Raw genomic sequence first — 16,460 nt, forward strand, 5'->3', positions numbered from 1 at the left:
CTCCCTTCCCACCCGGCTTCGCCGTGCGGGCCCCTTCCCTCCCCCCGGAGGGGAGAGGGAGTTTAGACGGTGACCTGTTCGCCTAGCTCGAGCACCTTGCCGGGGGGGATCTTCAAAAAGTCGGTCGGGTCGCTGGCGTTGCGCTGCAGGAACAGGAAGATCCGGTCCTGCCACGGCGGCATGCCCTTTTCCGCATCGGGCTTCAGCGTGTTGCGGCCGATGAAGAACGAGGTGCGCATCGGGTCGAGCCCGAGCTGCTCGGTCTTGTTGCCCACCCCGAGATCGCGCGGCACGTCGGGCGATTCCATGAAGCCATAGGTCAGCACGACGATCGAGAAATTGTCGTCGACACGCTCGACCTTGGCGCGGCTCGCCTCGTCGACGAACGGGCGGTCGGCGGTGCGGATGCTGACGATCAGGTTGCGCTCGTGCAGCACCTTGTTGTGCTTGAGGTTGTGCAGCAGCGCGCCCGGCGTCGCATGCGGGTTCGCGGTCAGGAACACCGCGGTCCCCGAGACGCGCTCGGGCGGGCGCTTCTCCAGCGCGGCGGCGAGGTCGCTGAGCGGGATGCTCTGGCGCTTCTCGAACGCGCTGACGATCTTCTTGCCGCGGACCCAGGTGTAGATGATGAGGCCGATCGACGCGGCGATCACGAGCGGCACCCAGCCGCCCTCGATCACGCGGAGGATGTTCGCGCCGAAGAAGATCAGGTCGAGCGTCAGGAACGGCAGGATCGCCGCCAGCGCCAGCGGGCGCGACCAGTTCCAGCGATGCCGCACGACGATGTAGGCGAGCAGCGTGGTGACGACCATCGTGCCGGTCACCGCGATGCCGTACGCCGCGGCCATCGCCGACGACGTCTTGAACTGGATCACCAGCACCAGCACGCCGATCAGCAACAGCCAGTTGATCGCCGGAAGATAGATCTGGCCGGCGAACACCGCGGAGGTCTGACGGATGCGCAGGCGGGGGAGCAGGCCGAGCTGGATCGCCTGCTGCGTGAGGCTGAACGCGCCGGTGATGACCGCCTGGCTGGCGATCACGGTCGCAAAGCCTGCGAGGATGATCAGCGCGGGGCGCAGCGATTCGGGCGCCATCAGGAAGAACCAGTCCTGATTGACGAAGGGAATGCCCTGCCGCGCCGCATCTTCTAGCTTGGCGAGCGCGAACGCGCCCTGCCCCAGATAATTGAGCGCGAGCGCGGGGAACACGAGGAAGAACCAGCCGATGCGGATCGGCAGCTTGCCGAAATGGCCCATGTCCGCGGTCAGCGCTTCCGCACCGGTGACGGTCAGGAACACCGCACCGAGCACGAACAGCCCGGTGACGCCGTGCGTGGCGAGGAACGAAATGCCATAGGTCGGCAGGAACACGCGGACGATCGAGGGCTCGTCGGCGATGTGCCAGATTCCGAGCGCGCCGATCGTGACGAACCAGAGGATGCAGACCGGGCCGAACAGCTTCGACACCTGCGCGGTGCCGCGCGACTGGATCATGAACAGCGCGATCAGGATGCCGATCGTCAACGCGCGCACCACGCCCTCGTTGAAGATGTGTGCCGCGCTCGGGATCGTCCGCAGCCCCTCCATTGCGGACAGCACCGACAGCGCCGGCGTGATGATTGCATCGCCGTAGAACAGCGACGCCCCCGCCGCGCCGAGCACGATCGCGATGCGCGACCGCATGCCGAGCGCGCGACGGGCCAGCGCAGCAAGCGCCAGTACGCCGCCCTCGCCCTGGTTGTCCGCGCGCATCAGGAAGATGACGTATTTGACGGTGACGACGAGGAACAGCGACCAGAGCGCGAGGCTCAGCACGCCGAGGATCTCGCTCGGGTCGATGCCACCCGCCGACGTCTGGCCCAGCGCTTCGCGGAACGCGTAGAGCGGGCTGGTGCCGATATCGCCGAACACGACGCCGATCGCGCCGACGGTCAGCGCGGCCAGCGCCGGATGAGGATGCAGATGCGCCGCGGACAGATCGGCCGGCGCCGATTGATCGGCGGTCGGTTCGGTCACAACTGCGGTCTGGGGTGTTCCGGCTACGGACGTCATGGCGCGAAGAGCGCTCCTCCTGATGGGACGGCGCGCTTTACGCCGATTGGGGGCATGCGCAAGTCCTGCCGACCTGTTGCCGCTTTGACGCGAAGGCGGGTTGATTCACCGCGCGCACAGCGGCATGGCAGGCGAATGGTTCCCTTTTCGTTCGGCGGACATGCGCTTCTGGCGTTGGCGCAAGGCGCGCTGTTCTGGCCGGAGCGGCGCGCGCTGCTGGTCGCCGACCTGCATTTCGAGAAGGCGAGCTGGTTCGCGCGGTCGGGCCAGATGCTGCCCCCCTATGATTCGATTGCGACGCTGGCCGATCTGACCGCGCTGATCGCGGCGACCGGCGCGCGCGAAGTCTGGTGCCTGGGCGACAGCTTTCACGACAGCGACGGGTGCGAGCGCTTGCCGCCGCGCGCGCAGGCCATGCTCCAGGCGATGACGCAGGCCACGCGCTGGACGTGGATCACGGGCAATCACGATCCGGCGATCCTCGACCGGTGCGGCGGGACCGTGGTGGACGAGGTCGTCGTCGACGGGCTGATGCTACGCCACGAGGCGGACCGCGCGGAGACGCGGCCCGAACTGTCGGGGCATTTCCACCCGAAGCTGCGGCTGCGCGTGCGCGGCAAATCGGTGGCGCGGCGGTGCTTCGTGGCAACCGCGACGAAGCTGATCCTGCCTGCGTTCGGATCGCTGACCGGGGGGCTGGATGTCGACCACCCCGAGATCGTCCGCGCGGTCGGGGCGGGCGCGGAGGCGATGGTGCCGGTGGCGGACCGGATGCTGCGGTTTCCGGTTGCGGCCTGAATCGGGTCGCTACTCGGGGCTCTAGGCCACCACCCCGGCGGAGGCCGGGGCCCAATTGCGGGCCGCGTGTAACGGAGGATGGTCCGCGGTTACTTAAGCCTTCCCACTTGGGCCCCGCCCTTCGCCGGGGTGGATCATTGGGAAAGCTGGTAGTCTCTCAGCTCGAAATCGTCGGAAACGCTGCGCGGAATGCGGCGAGCTTGGGCTTGTCCCATGTTACCACATAGGGATGCGTCGGGTTCCGGTCGGCGAAGTTCTGGTGATACGCCTCAGCCGGATAGAAGGCGCCGGTTTCGAGCTTTGTCACGATCGGGCCGGAGAACGCGCGCGTCGCACCTAGCTGCGCGATGTACGCACGGGCGACCTGCGCCTGCGCGGGCGACTGCGGGAAGATCGCCGAGCGATAGCTGGTGCCGCTGTCGGGGCCCTGCCGGTTCAGCGTCGTCGGATCATGCGCGATCGAGAAATAGACTCGGAGCAGCGTGCCATAGCTCACGACTCGGGGATCATAGGCGATCCGGATCGCTTCGGCATGGCGGGTCGTCTCGGCGGAAACCTGATCGTAGGTCGCGGTGGCCTTGGTGCCGCCTGCATAGCCGGTCGTGACCGTCTTCACGCCCTTCACATGCTCGAACACCGCCTCCATCGTCCAGAAGCAGCCGCCGGCGAGCACCGCGGTCTGGATACCGGGCGCGGGCGGCAGGTCGGTCTTGACGGCGGGGATGACGACGGCGCGGGCGCCTTGCGCTGCACCGGTGGCAAGAATCGCACCGGCGATACCGACGGCGGCGAGCGTGGCGATGAGCGGCTTTTTCATGTTTAGATACATGGGGTTGCCGCTCCGTTTCGCCAAGCCGTCCGGGTGTTTATCGCGTGGTGGACGCGCTGTGTTCGAAATGGCTTGCGAAGGTCTGGCGGGCTTCAGCGGGCTGCAGCGCGAGCAAGCCGATGGCGCCGAGGACGAAACCGCCGCTGAACTGCCAGAAGAAACTCGACTTTACGATGCTGCGCATGATGCGATCCCAATGAAACCAAGTGATGACGCCAACCGGATGGGTTAGCATCAGCTACGAACCGGCATGTCGTAGAGATGCCGGCCAACCACAATGTCGTTTTTAGAAACTCTCGATTAACGCGGCGTGGCCGATGCGTTCATCGTGCAGCAGGGATCTCCCGGCAGGATTGCCGGGCGATGTCGCCGCGTTTCCGAAATGTTGCTCCAGCCGCAAATCCTCTCCCGCCAGGGGGAGGTGTCGCCGAAAGGTGGCGGAGGGGGAGGACACGGAGCAGAGGTTATTCCTTTCCTCCCCCTCCGTCTGGCAAGGGCCAGCCACCTCCCCCTTGCGGGGGAGGATCAGGCAGTTACTTCAGCGCGGCGCAGGCGGTCTGGATGCGCGTGCATGCCTCGCGCAGCAGCGCGTCCGAGGTCGCATAGCTTATCCGGAACGCCGGGCTGAGGCCGAACGCCGCGCCCTGCACGACCGCGACCTTGGCGTCGTCGAGCAGATACCCGACCATCGCCTCGTCGGTGTCGATCAGGCGACCGTTCGGGGTCGTCTTGCCGATCAGCGCGGCGAACGACGGGTAGACGTAGAACGCGCCCTCCGGCGTCGGGCATTCCATGCCGTCGATCTCGTTCAGCATCTTCACGACCAGGTCGCGACGGCCTTGGAACGCTGTGTTGCGTTCGGCGAGGAACGACTGGTCGCCATTGAGCGCGGCGACGGCGGCGGCCTGCGCGATCGAGCACGGGTTCGAGGTCGACTGCGACTGGAGCTTGGCCATCGCCTTGATCAGCCAGCTCGCACCGCCGGCATAGCCGATCCGCCAGCCGGTCATCGCATAGGCCTTCGAGCAGCCGTTGACGGTCAGCGTGCGCTCGAACAGCTCGGGGCACGCCTCGGCGATCGTCGCGAACTTGAAGCCGTCATAGACGATATGCTCGTACATATCGTCGGCGAAGATCCAGACGTGCGGGTGCTTCGCCAGCACCGCGCCCAAAGCCTTCAGCTCGTCGATCGTGTAGCCGGCGCCGGTCGGGTTCGACGGCGAGTTGAGGATCACCCACTTGGTCCTGGGCGTGATCGCCGCGTCGAGTGCCGCGGGATCGAGCTTGTAGCCGACCTCGGGGCCTGCCTTGACGATCACGGGCACGCCGCCGGCGAACTGCACGACGTCGGGATAGCTGACCCAATAGGGCGCGGGGATGACGACCTCGTCGCCCGGATCGATCGTCGCGACCATCGCGTTGAACAGGGTGTGCTTGCCGCCGACGTTCACGCTGACCTGGTCGGTGGTGTAGATCAGGCCGTTGTCGCGCGCGAACTTGGCGACGATCGCCTGCTTCAGCTCGATCGTGCCGTCGACATTGGTGTATTTGGTCTTGCCGTCGCGGATCGCCTGGATCGCGGCCTCTTTGACGAAGTCGGGCGTGTCGAAATCGGGTTCGCCCGCGCCCAGCCCGATCACGTCGACGCCCGCGCGCTTCAGCTCGAGAACGCGGCTGGTGATCGCGAGCGTCGGCGAAGGGCTGATGCGACCGAGCGCGGCGGATGCGTGCATGATGGAACCTTTGCGGTTGTCCGCAGTTTCGAGCCGCGGAATTCGCGCGGGCTATACGCCCCGGGTGACCGATTTCGCAACCGCAACAATCGCCGGAATGAGGCCACGGACCGCATTTCCGATGAAGAAACCGCCCGTGAGGTCGGCGCGAGTGAGCGGCACCTCGATCGCGCGCGCCGATTCGAGCATTTCGGCGCGGAGAATACCGGGGAGCAGGCCATGCCGTAGCGGCGGAGTCGCAAGCACGTCGCCGCGCGGCACGAACAGCGAGGTGAAGCTGCCTTCGGTCAGGAAGCCGTCGGCATCCTCGAACACGACCTCGAACGTTCCTGCGTCCTTGCGCGCCGCGTCGTAGAAGCCGCGCGCGCTCGTCTTGTGGCGCAGGCGAAAGTCGGCGGGCCCGACCGGCAGCGGAACGATCGCGACGTGCGCCTCGGCCGGCGAGTGCGGCAGCGGTGCCGCCTCGATCGCGATCGCGCCCGACGGGCTGAGCAGCAGGCGGATCCGGCGGGGGCCGCGCAACCGGAAGGTCGCGGCCTGCAGCTCGTTGCGCGCGGTGTGGCGATCGAAGGTGAAACCGAGCCGCTCCGCACTCGCCTTCATCCGTGCGAGATGCGCTTCGAGGCGGGTGAGCCCGTCTTCGGGATCGAATGCCATCGTCTCGATCAGGTCGAAGGGGCGCTGGCCGGCGGTGACGAACGCGCCCTTGGCGTGGCATTCCGCCCACTCGGCGTCGGCCGCGCTGTCGGCGACGATGCCCGAACCGAGACTCATCGCGGCCGCACCGTCCTCGATCGCGATCGTGCGGATCGCGACATTGAAGATCGCATCGCCACTCGGATCGAAGCGACCGATCGCGCCGGTGTAGATGCCGCGGGTGCGCGCGTGTTCGACCTCGGCGATGACCTCCATCGCGCGTTGCTTGGGCGCGCCGGTGATCGAGCCGCACGGGAACAGCGCGGCGAGCACGTCGACCGCGTCGCAATCGGGCTTGCGCGTGGCAGTGACGGTCGAGGTCATCTGGTGGACGGTCGGATAGGTCTCGACGGTGAACAGGTCGGGGACCGCGACGTGGGTCGCGACGCGCGACAGGTCGTTGCGCATCAGATCGACGATCATCAGGTTTTCGGCGCGCTGCTTCGGGTCGGCCGCGAGCGCCTCGGCCAGTGCGCGGTCGATCTCGGGCGTGTCGCCGCGTGGTGCCGTTCCCTTCATCGGGCGGCAGGTGAGCGTGTCGCCGTCGAGCGCGAAGAACAGTTCGGGGGAGAGCGACAGGAAGCGCGTCTCGCCGGTGTCGATCAGCGCGCCATAGCCCGCGCCGGCCTGGCGGCGGAGCCGGGCGTAGAGCGCGAGGGGGTCGCCGACGAACGGCACGGTCGCGGCGAAGGTGAGGTTCGCTTGGTAGATGTCGCCCGCCGCGATCAGCTCGAGCACGCGCTTCAGGCTGACGTCGTAGGTGTCGCGGTCGATATGCGGCCGGGGTGCGCCGGTCCACGCCCCGGCGGGATCGGGGAGCAGCGCGGCGACGTCGTGCGCGGCGATCGTCTCGTACCCGGCGAACAGGCCGAACCAGAGCAGCGGACCCTCGGTGCGGACATCGACGGGCTTCGATGCAAGCGCAGCGCCGGCTTCGTAGGTCAGGTAGCCGGCGGCGTGGAGAGCGTCCGCACGGGCGGCGCGCAGCGCGTCGAGCGCGGGGCGGACTTCGGCGAGCGTATCGGCGCGGACGATCCGGATAGGATCGCGGTACAGCCGGGCTGGAGCCCCGCCCTCGCGGGCGTCGTCGAGCAAAACGAAGGGCGCAGTCCACATCGTTGCGACTGTTGCACGGGCCGCGGTGCAAATCGCAAGCGGCGATTGCTCCAACCGATGCGCTATCCTATTTCGAGGCCATGACAAATCCTCCCCTCCGCGCCGCGATCGTCCCCGTCACGCCGATCCAGCAGAACTGCACCATCATCTGGTGCACCGCGACGATGAAGGCGGCGGTGATCGATCCGGGCGGCGACCTGCCGCGGATCATGGCGGCGGTCGAACAGGCGGGCGTGACGGTCGAGAAGATCCTGCTGACGCATGGTCATATCGACCATGCCGGCGGCGCCAAGCGGCTGTCGAACGATCTGGGCGTGCCGATCGAGGGGCCGCACGAGGCGGACCGGTTCTGGTTGCAGCGGCTCGATCAGGACGGGCCGAAATACGGCATCAGCGGCGTGAATTTCGAGCCCGACCGGTGGCTGGTCGAGGGCGACACCGTGTTGGTCGGCGACCTCGTGCTCGATGTGTACGAGACGCCGGGGCATACCGAGGGGCATGTGATCTTCCACCACGCGCCGTCGAAGTTCGCACAGGTCGGCGACGTGCTGTTCCAGGGGTCGGTTGGGCGGTCGGACATGCCGGGCGGGAATCATCAGGTGCTGGTGAAGTCGATCGTCGAGAAATTGTGGCCGCTGGGGAGCGATACGAGCTTCATCCCGGGGCATGGGCCGGCGAGCACGTTTGCGCATGAGCGGGCGACGAACATGTTCGTGAGCGATCGGGCTTTGGCGGCCTGACGTCCGTTCGCAAACCTACCCCTTCCCCCGCGGAGGCGAGAGCCCAGGGTATCAGGCGGTGGCGTTCGTGACCCTGGACGCCCGCCTTCGCGGGAAAACAGGAAGGGGCTGAAGAGGCGCCGCCTCCCAGCCGCCCCACCCCGGCGGAGGCCGGGGCCCAATTGGGGGGCGACGATTGGCGAAGGTGGCGCTCCGTTACAGCAACCTTTCCAATTGGGCCCCGGCCTTCGCCGGGGTGGTAGTGCGCGTGGGCTAGATCCTACTTCCGCTCGCCCGCCGTCTCGGCCCGCACCGACTTGAACTCGGAGCCATCGCGCCATTCCGGCCACGACCGGCTGTTCGCTAGCTTCGACCCGATCGTCTGGAACAGACCGACATCCTGCGCGGCGCCGCGCAGATCCCAGTCCGCCCCCCAGGCGTCGCACGTCTGATGGTAGCATTTCATATAGCCGTCGAGCCAAGCCTGCCCCGCAGTCCGCCCGCCCGTCACCAGATCGGGCGCACCGCTGATCGCCATCAGCAGCAGCGTCGGCACGCCGCGGCGCGCGACCGAGAAATGATCGGCGCGGTAGAACAGCCCGCGTTCGGGAAGCGCTTCGGGGGTTACCGCGCGGCCCTGCGCCTTGGCGGCATCGCCCAGCATGTCCTCGAGGCTGTTCTGGCCTGCGCCGACGAGCATGACGTCCTTTGCGGGACCCGCGGTCTGGAGGATGTCGAGCGTCAGGTTGGCGACCGTCTTCGCGGCGGGATAGACCGGGTTCACCGCATAGGTTTCGGAGCCGAGCAACCCGCGCTCCTCGCCGCTCCAGAGCGCGAAGACGAGACTGCGGTCGGTCCGCGGTGCCTTGGCGAAGGTGCGCGCGAGTTCGAGCACGCCCGCCACGCCCAGCCCATCGTCGTTGGCACCGGGCCGGATCGTGCGGCCCTGCGCATCGGGCGCGCCGATCCCGTAAGCATCCCAGTGCGCGCCGAACATCACGACCTCGTCCGGGTGCTTGGTCCCGGGAAGCTTTGCCAGCACGTTGCGGCTCTCGGCGGTGTCGTGCTTGACCGGCAGGTCGGTAGTGAACGCCTGTTTCAGCGGTACCGGGCGGAAATCGCTGCGGCGGGCGGCCTTGCGCAAGCCTGCGAGGTCGAGGCCGGAGGCGGCGAACAGCCGAGTCGCGGCACCACCCTCGAGCCAGCCCTGGAGCATCACCCGCGAGTCGGGATCCTTCCGCACGATGTCGTAATTCTCGCCCGCCGGCGCGGTGACGGTGTTCCAGCCATAGCCAGCTCCCGGCGTGTCGTGGACGATCAGTGCGGCGACGGCACCCCGTCTTGCCGCCTCCTCGTATTTGTACGTCCAGCGGCCGTAATAGGTCATCCGGCGATCGCCGAACTTGCCCTTCGAATCGTCGCCCGCGATTGCCTCGAAATCGGGATCGTTGACGAGGAAGACCGCGACCTTGCCCTTGAGGTCGAGCCCCTTGAAGTCGTCCCAGCCGCGTTCGGGCGCGCTGACGCCGTAGCCGACGAACACCATCGGCGCGTTGGCGATGGCGACGCGGTCGACCCCGCGGACGGTGCTGAGATAGACGTCGCGGCCCTGCACCAGCGGCGTGCCGCCCGCGCGGACGGTGCCGGTGCCCATCCGCGTGTGGACGAGCGGCACGGGCTGCGTCCAGCTGCCGTTCGGGCCGCCGGGCTGTGCCTTCATCGCCTTGAACTGCGCGATCAGCCAGTCGATCGTCTTGGTCTCCCCCGGCGTGCCGGGCGCGCGGCCCTCGAACGCGTCGGACGCGAGCGTCTTCACGTCTGCGGACAGGCGTTCGGGTGCCCCTTGCGCGACGGCAGGCGACGCCGTCAGCAGCGCTGCGGCGACGAACAGGCGGCGCGCGCTCATGCGCGGCCACCCGACGGCACGACCTGGAAGGTCGTGGCAGCCGGCACCGTGTTGGCCTGATAGGCGATCGTCAGCGCCCAGCCGGCGAGCAGCGCCATCAGCGCCCAGGTCGCCAGCGCCCCGCCTGCGCGCGGTACGCTCGACGTCGGCCGGTCCATCCCGAACGCGTGCGCGACGCGGGCGATCACGAACACCGCGCCGGCAATCCACAACCACAGCGTCGACCCACCCGCCAGTTCGATCAGCCCGAGCAGGATCAGGATGAACGGCGCATATTCGGTGAAGTTCGCATGCGCGCGCATCCGGCCCTGCAACAGCGCATCGCCGTTGTCGCCGATCAGGACGTTCCCCTTCACGCGCATCGGCACGATTCGGAACGCGAGCCATAGATTGACGACGGCAGCAGCCGCTGCGATCGTCAGCGTCACGGGTAATATCACGGCGTTGCCCCTCGTTTGATGTCGCACCAGCTCCTGCCACCCGCGACCCATGGTTGCAACGCGAGGGCCAATGCTTGCAACGCGGCACGAAATCGCTATAGCGCCACGCTTCGCGAGCGTCAGGCCGCATGGGTTGCTTCAGGCGGCCGGCATTCATGTCGGTTGCCGAGTTCCGTGTCCGGGCGTACTCAGAGCCCCGACCTTTAGATTGAACAAGGTGCCGAAATGGCCGTCCCCAAAAGAAAAACCTCGCCCTCCAAGCGCGGCATGCGCCGTGGCCACGACTCGCTCACGATCGCGTCGTTCCAGGAATGCCCCAATTGTGGCGAACTGAAGCGTCCGCACAACCTGTGTGGTTCGTGCGGCCACTATAACGGTCGTGAAATCCTCTCGATCGAGGGCTGAGGCTTCCGTCCGGAACCTCTAACTTGAACGAAGGATTGACGATGCCCGACAGCGGCTGGATCGCGGTCGATGCGATGGGTGGCGACGACGGGCTGGCAGTGATGCTTGCCGGTGTCGCTCGCGCGCGTCATCAATTCGAGGTCATGCGTTTCCTGCTGGTCGGAGACGAAGCTGCGATTCGCGAGGGGCTGAAGGCGCATCCGAACCTGTCGCAGCATTCGGAGATCGTCCACGCGCCGGAAGTCGTCGGGTCGAGCGAAAAGCCGACCCAGGCGATCCGACGTGCCAAGAAGACCTCGATGGGCATCGCGATCGACCTGGTCAAACAGGGTCGCGCCGCCGCCGCGGTGTCGTCGGGTAACACCGGTGCGCTGATGGCGATGGCGAAGCTGTCGCTCCGGATGCTGCCCGGGATCGACCGGCCGGCACTCGCGGCGCGCCTGCCGACTCTGGGCGACACCGACATGGTGATGCTCGACCTCGGCGCGAACACCGAGTGCGATGCGCGCAACCTCGTCCAGTTCGCGATCATGGGCGCGGCCTATGCGCGCACTGCGCTCGACATTCCACACCCCCGCGTCGCGCTGCTGAACATCGGCAGCGAGGACATGAAGGGCACCGACGAGATTCGCGATGCCGCAGCCCAGCTGCGCGCGACTCCGGCGGTGGATATGCAGTTCAACGGCTTTATCGAAGGCGACCGGTTGTCGCGCGGCGAGGTCGACGTGGTCGTGTGCGACGGCTTTTCGGGCAACATCGCGCTGAAGACCGCCGAGGGCACCGCGCGATTCGTCGCCGACCTGCTCAAGCGCGCGTTCCGCAGTTCGGTGCGCTCGAAGCTTGGCTTCCTGATTTCGAAGCCCGCGACGGAATTGCTGCGCGATCACCTCGATCCCAACAATCACAACGGCGCGGTCTTTCTCGGCCTCAACGGCATCGTCGTGAAGAGCCATGGCGGCGCCACCGATCGCGGCGTCGCGACTGCGATCGGCAATGCCGCCAAGATGGTCCGCAACGATCTGATCCGGCGCATCGCCGACGATCTCGGCAATGTGGAGAAGGCGGCATGATCCGTTCGGTCGTCATCGGCACGGGCTCCGCCCTGCCCGCCCACCGGGTCTCGAACGCCGAGCTCGCGGAGACCGTCGATACCAGCGACGATTGGATCGTCGAGCGCACCGGCATCCGCTTTCGCCACATCGCCGGCGAAGGCGAGACGACCGCGACGCTGGCGGCCGACGCGTGCAAGGCCGCGTTGGCGGCCGCCGGGATCGACGCGCAGAGCATCGACCTGATCGTGCTCGCCACCGCGACTCCCGACCAGACGTTTCCATCGAGCGCCACCAAGGTGCAGGCGATGCTCGGTATCGACGACTGCGTCGCGTTCGACGTGGCCGCGGTCTGCTCGGGCTTCCTCTACGCGGTCCAGGTCGTCGACAGCATGATCCGCAGCAACGTCGCCAAGCGCGCGCTAGTGATCGGTGCGGAGACGTTCAGCCGCATCCTCGACTGGGAAGACCGGACGACGTGCGTTTTGTTCGGTGACGGCGCCGGCGCGATCGTGCTGGAGGCGCAGGACACGGCCGACGAGGGCGGGCGCGGTATCTTGACGACCAAGCTGCACGCCGATGGGCGGCACAACGAGCTTCTGTACGTCGATGGCGGCGTCTCGACGACCGGCACCGTCGGCAAGCTGCGCATGAAGGGCCGCGAGGTCTTCCGCCATGCGGTGACGAACCTGGCGTCGGTAATGACCGAGTCGCTGGCGATGGCCGGGCTCGACGCGGACCAGGTCGACTGGGTCGTGCCGCATCAGGCGAACGCCCGGATCCTCGATGCGACCGCGCGCAAACTGGGCCTCGCACCCGCCAAGGTCGTCGTCACCGTCGACCAGCATGCCAACACCTCGGCGGCCTCGGTGCCGCTCGCGCTCGATGTCGCGGTCCGCGACGGGCGCATCCAGCAGGGACAGATCGTCATCCTCGAAGCGATGGGTGGCGGCTTCACCTGGGGCGCCGCGGTTATCCGCTTCTAATCGTTTCCAAACATGCCGGGTCGCTTCTAGAACAAAAGTTCTTCCGCTCGCCTGCCCGCATGTGTAGGAGAAACGCCGGGTGTGGGAGCATGCAATGACGATGACCGGTACTTTGACGCGGGCCGATCTGGCCGAATCCCTCCACCGCGAGGTGGGGCTGTCGCGTGCCGATTCCTCCAAGATCGTGGAACAGATTCTTGCCGAGATGTGCGGTGCACTGTCCGGCGGCGAGAACGTCAAGATCTCGGGATTCGGTACGTTCGTGCTTCGCGACAAGGGCGAGCGCGTGGGGCGCAACCCCAAGACCGGCATCGAGGTGCCGATCGCGCCGCGCCGCGTGCTGACGTTCCGGGCGAGCCAGATGATGCGTGAACGCATTGTCGGCGCCAACTGATCCAGCGTGCCTGACGACGCCGATGCCGTCTCGATGAACGACGATACCCCGCCACCGACGACCAAGGCGGGGGCAGCGTTCCGGACGATCGGCGAGCTGTCGCGCGATACCGGTTTGCCGCAGCATATCCTGCGCTATTGGGAAACGCGCTTTCCCCAGCTCAAACCGCTGCAGCGCGCAGGCAACCGGCGCTATTACCGGCCCGAGGACGTCGCGCTGGTGCGGCGGATCGACCAGTATCTGAACCGTGAGGGCTATACCGTCCGCGGCGTGCAGCAGTTGCTGGCGGGCGAGAAGACCGCGCCGCCGGCAATACCCGGCCCCGCCGAGTTCGTCGCGCAGGCCGAGTCGCCGATGCCCGCGCTGCGCGCGATCCGCGACATGCTCGCCGAGGCGCTGGCCGCGGACTGACCCGGTCTCGTCATCCCCGCGCAGGCGGGGATCCATAGTGACTGACCGTAGCGATCAATCCACAGGCGTTTGAGCATCCGGGTCCCCGCCTCCGCGGGGATGACGATGGATGGCGGTTGCGGTCCCTTACCGTTCCCGCGTGGCAGCGAAGCGGATCTTGGCATAGCGCTCGGCGATGTAGTTCACTTCCCAAGCGCTTTTCGCGAGGAAGACGGGGTTGCCGTCGCGATCCTTCGCCATTGCGCCGCGGTTGATCTCGGCGAAGGTCTTGAGTTCCTGCGGGTCTTCCGCCGAAATCCAGCGCGCGGTCTCGTACGGCGCGGGCTCGAGCCCGGCTGCGACCTTGTACTCCGCGTCGAGGCGCGAGAGCAGCACTTCGAGCTGCAATTGCCCGACGACGCCGATGATCCAGTTCGAGCCGATGTCGGGGTAGAAGACCTGAGTCACCCCCTCCTCGGCCATGTCGTCCAAAGCCTTGCGCAACTGCTTGGTCTTGGTGAAATCCTTCAGCACGACGCGGCGCAGGATTTCGGGCGCGAAGTTCGGCAGGCCGGTGAAGCGGATCGCGGCCTTTTCGCTCAGCGTATCGCCGACGCGCAGCGTGCCGTGGTTGGGGATGCCGATGATGTCGCCGGGGAACGCCTCGTCCGCCAGTTCGCGGTTCTGCGCGAAGAACAGGATCGGCGAGTGGACCGCGATCGGCTTGCCGTGGCCAGTCGGCGTCAGCTTCATGCCGCGCTTGAACACGCCCGAGCACAGTCGCATGAACGCGATGCGGTCACGGTGGTTGGGGTCCATGTTCGCCTGCACCTTGAACACGAAGCCGGTGACTTCGCTCTCTTCGGGCGAGATCGGCGCGGGCTCGGCGGGCTGCGCGCGCGGTGGCGGCGCATAGTCGGCGAGCGCGGCGATCAGTTCGGCGACGCCGAAATCCTTGAGCGCCGAACCGAAATACACCGGCGTCAGATTGCCCGCGCGGTACGCCTCGGCGTCGAAGCTCGAATACCCGCCCTGGGCGAGTTCGGCTTCGTCGTTCAGGCGGGCGATGCCTTCGGGGCTGAGGATCTTGGCCAGCTCCGGGTCGTCGATGCCCGCGAACGGGATCGCCTTGCCCATGAACTCGCGGCTGTCGCCCTCGGGGCGGCTGAGCGTGTTGGCGTACAGGTCGTACACGCCCTCGAACTCGCCACCCATGCCGACCGGCCAGCTCATCGGGCAGACGTCGAGCTGGAGCATCTCCGCTACCTCGTCGAGCAGCGAGAACGGGTCGCGGCCCTCGCGGTCGACCTTGTTAACGAAGGTGATGATCGGCACGTTGCGCAGGCGACAGACCTCGAACAGCTTGCGCGTCTGCGGCTCGATACCCTTGGCGGCGTCGATCACCATGACGGCCGAGTCGACCGCGGTCAGCGTGCGATACGTGTCCTCGGAAAAGTCTTCATGGCCCGGCGTGTCGAGCAGGTTGAAGGTGATACCCTGGCGTTCGAACGTCATCACCGACGAGGTGACCGAGATGCCGCGCTGCTGCTCGATCTTCATCCAGTCGGAGCGCGCGCGGCGGTTCTGGCCGCGCGCCTTCACCTCGCCGGCGAGATGGATCGCGCCGCCGAAATACAGGAGCTTTTCGGTCAGCGTGGTCTTGCCGGCATCGGGATGCGAGATGATCGCGAAGGTACGGCGGGGAAATTGGGTCATGGCGTGGATCCGGGGAGCCGAGTCGGGGCTCGGAAGTTAAGGAAGTTCAGGCTACGTACCGCTCGGAATCCCCTCCCCGCGCGGGACGCGGCGGGAGCGGGAGGAGAAGGCTTGCAGCGATCATCGCGTGCTATTGGCAGATGCGGGGCGTGTAGGACAGAGGGGTCCTTGACCACACCGTCATCCTCCCCCGCAAGGGGGAGGTGGCAGGCGCAGCCTGACGGAGGGGGCGGGAAGGGAAACGCTCGTTCCGTGTCCTCCCCCTCCGTCGCCTTCGGCGCCACCTCCCCCTGGCGGGGGAGGATCGTTTCGGGTCAGCGCGCGGGTGGGACCAGCGTGACGCGGAGTGCGATCCGCTTCACGTCCCCCGGCGCCACCTCGAACACACCGGGCTTGTCGCGGAACTCGCCGGTATAGCCTTCGGGGTCGGCGATGCCGTGCCAGGGTTCGACGCAGACATAGGCGGCGCCGGGCTTGGTCCAGAGGCCGAGCTTGGGCGTGTCGGGAAAATCGATCCGCAGCTGCGGGCCGTGCTCGGCGCCATAGGTGACCGAGTCGGAGCGGACCGTGTCCCAGACCAGCGCGTCCTTCGCGAACAGGTCGTCGCGCAGGCGCAGCGTGCGGCCCTCCAGCGGCGAGGGACGCTCGCCCTCGGCGATCGTGCCGTCGTCGGCGATCATGCGCAGCGTGTCGGGCTCGTCGGCCGAGAAGACGATGCGGTGGTCGGCGCGATCCTGCCCGTAAGGCAGCGGCCAGGCGAAGGCGGGGTGGAAGCCGAAGCTCGCCGGGAGGGCTTGCGCGGCGGGGTTGGTGATCGCGACGTCGATGGCGAGCGTCGCGTCGGCCAGGACGAAGGTGATCGTCAGCGCGAAGTCGAATGGATAGACCGCGCGCGTCTCGGGCGTGGCCTCGAGCGTGAAGGCGACCGATCCGGGCTGCTGTTCGGACACGGCGAACGCCATGCGGCGCGCGAAGCCGTGCTGCTTCATCGGGTATTCGGTGCCGTCGATGCGGATCGTGTCGCGGTAGGGGCGACCGACGACGGGGAAGAGGATCGGCGCGTGGCCGGTCCAGAAAGCCGGGTCGGCATCGGTCATGAGCTCGCGGCCGGCCGCGTCCTTGAGCGAGGTGAGTTCGGCGCCGAGCGGGTTGATCTGCGCGGTCAGGTGGTCGTTGGCGATCGTGATGAGGTCGGTCATGTCTGTACTCCGCTACGGTCGGCCATTTTG

At 67.3% G+C, this 16,460-nt stretch carries 16 protein-coding genes; 8 read left to right on the forward strand and 8 right to left on the reverse strand.

The features are described 5' to 3' along the window. Positions 1–62: 62 nt before the first annotated feature. The gene (locus ASF00_RS16625; RefSeq protein ID WP_082463508.1) at positions 63–2,054 is read right to left on the reverse strand and encodes a potassium transporter Kup; all 1,992 of its coding nucleotides are present in this window, start codon (positions 2,052–2,054) and stop codon (positions 63–65) included. Positions 2,055–2,189: 135 nt separating this feature from the next. Between ASF00_RS16625 and pdeM the strand changes: the two genes are divergently transcribed. Beyond that, positions 2,190–2,852: a ligase-associated DNA damage response endonuclease PdeM gene (pdeM, locus tag ASF00_RS16630; protein WP_055881915.1), complete on the forward strand. Its 663-nt coding sequence runs from the start codon at positions 2,190–2,192 to the stop codon at positions 2,850–2,852. Between the two features lie 157 nt (positions 2,853–3,009). Here pdeM and msrA read toward each other — a convergent pair whose 3' ends face one another. Beyond that, positions 3,010–3,669 (reverse strand): peptide-methionine (S)-S-oxide reductase MsrA, encoded by a 660-nt coding sequence (gene msrA, locus ASF00_RS16635; protein ID WP_055881919.1) that lies wholly within the window; start codon positions 3,667–3,669, stop codon positions 3,010–3,012. Between msrA and ASF00_RS18650 the strand changes: the two genes are divergently transcribed. Further along, on the forward strand, positions 3,653–3,913 hold the full coding sequence (locus tag ASF00_RS18650; RefSeq protein ID WP_156348409.1) for a hypothetical protein: 261 nt from the start codon (positions 3,653–3,655) through the stop codon (positions 3,911–3,913). The genes msrA and ASF00_RS18650 overlap by 17 nt on opposite strands. 301 nt (positions 3,914–4,214) lie before the next feature. Here the strand turns inward: ASF00_RS18650 and ASF00_RS16640 are convergent, their stop codons facing one another. Further along, a complete protein-coding gene (locus ASF00_RS16640; protein WP_055881923.1) occupies positions 4,215–5,414 on the reverse strand; it encodes a pyridoxal phosphate-dependent aminotransferase in 1,200 nt (399 codons plus the stop codon). 51 nt (positions 5,415–5,465) lie between these two features. Beyond that, on the reverse strand, positions 5,466–7,226 hold the full coding sequence (gene pabB, locus ASF00_RS16645) for an aminodeoxychorismate synthase component I (RefSeq protein WP_055881926.1): 1,761 nt from the start codon (positions 7,224–7,226) through the stop codon (positions 5,466–5,468). 80 nt (positions 7,227–7,306) lie between these two features. On the opposite strand from pabB, the gene ASF00_RS16650 reads away from it, so the two are divergent. Then, positions 7,307–7,966, forward strand: a complete 660-nt coding sequence (locus tag ASF00_RS16650; protein ID WP_055881929.1) for an MBL fold metallo-hydrolase — start codon at positions 7,307–7,309, stop codon at positions 7,964–7,966. 259 nt (positions 7,967–8,225) lie between these two features. Here the strand turns inward: ASF00_RS16650 and ASF00_RS16655 are convergent, their stop codons facing one another. Next, positions 8,226–9,851, reverse strand: coding sequence for a M28 family metallopeptidase (locus tag ASF00_RS16655; protein WP_055881931.1), 1,626 nt, complete (start codon positions 9,849–9,851; stop codon positions 8,226–8,228). Next, positions 9,848–10,291: an MAPEG family protein gene (locus tag ASF00_RS16660; RefSeq protein WP_055882438.1), complete on the reverse strand. Its 444-nt coding sequence runs from the start codon at positions 10,289–10,291 to the stop codon at positions 9,848–9,850. The genes ASF00_RS16655 and ASF00_RS16660 overlap by 4 nt, the downstream gene beginning before the upstream one ends. A 225-nt stretch (positions 10,292–10,516) precedes the next feature. Here ASF00_RS16660 and rpmF point away from each other — a divergent pair, with 225 nt between their 5' ends. The 5 genes from rpmF to ASF00_RS16680 all read left to right on the forward strand — a co-directional run bounded on the left by rpmF (position 10,517) and on the right by ASF00_RS16680 (position 13,536). Beyond that, positions 10,517–10,696, forward strand: coding sequence for a 50S ribosomal protein L32 (gene rpmF / locus ASF00_RS18165; RefSeq protein ID WP_056054400.1), 180 nt, complete (start codon positions 10,517–10,519; stop codon positions 10,694–10,696). Positions 10,697–10,737: 41 nt separating this feature from the next. Next, positions 10,738–11,766, forward strand: coding sequence for a phosphate acyltransferase PlsX (plsX, locus tag ASF00_RS16665; protein ID WP_055882441.1), 1,029 nt, complete (start codon positions 10,738–10,740; stop codon positions 11,764–11,766). Then, on the forward strand, positions 11,763–12,731 hold the full coding sequence (locus tag ASF00_RS16670) for a beta-ketoacyl-ACP synthase III (protein ID WP_055881934.1): 969 nt from the start codon (positions 11,763–11,765) through the stop codon (positions 12,729–12,731). The genes plsX and ASF00_RS16670 overlap by 4 nt, the downstream gene beginning before the upstream one ends. A 94-nt stretch (positions 12,732–12,825) precedes the next feature. Further along, on the forward strand, positions 12,826–13,125 hold the full coding sequence (locus tag ASF00_RS16675) for an integration host factor subunit alpha (protein WP_055881937.1): 300 nt from the start codon (positions 12,826–12,828) through the stop codon (positions 13,123–13,125). A gap of 33 nt (positions 13,126–13,158) precedes the next feature. Continuing rightward, positions 13,159–13,536: a MerR family transcriptional regulator gene (locus tag ASF00_RS16680; RefSeq protein ID WP_055882447.1), complete on the forward strand. Its 378-nt coding sequence runs from the start codon at positions 13,159–13,161 to the stop codon at positions 13,534–13,536. Between the two features lie 126 nt (positions 13,537–13,662). Here ASF00_RS16680 and ASF00_RS16685 read toward each other — a convergent pair whose 3' ends face one another. Together ASF00_RS16685 and ASF00_RS16690 are read right to left on the reverse strand one after the other, a co-directional pair. Beyond that, positions 13,663–15,231, reverse strand: coding sequence for a peptide chain release factor 3 (locus ASF00_RS16685; protein ID WP_055881941.1), 1,569 nt, complete (start codon positions 15,229–15,231; stop codon positions 13,663–13,665). Between the two features lie 314 nt (positions 15,232–15,545). Then, positions 15,546–16,430 carry an aldose 1-epimerase family protein gene (locus ASF00_RS16690; protein WP_055881944.1) on the reverse strand — a complete coding sequence of 295 codons (885 nt, stop codon included), beginning with the start codon at positions 16,428–16,430 and terminating at the stop codon, positions 15,546–15,548. Positions 16,431–16,460: the final 30 nt, after the last annotated feature.

The sequence above is a fragment of the Sphingomonas sp. Leaf34 genome, from assembly GCF_001421805.1.
Taxonomy (GTDB): domain Bacteria; phylum Pseudomonadota; class Alphaproteobacteria; order Sphingomonadales; family Sphingomonadaceae; genus Sphingomonas.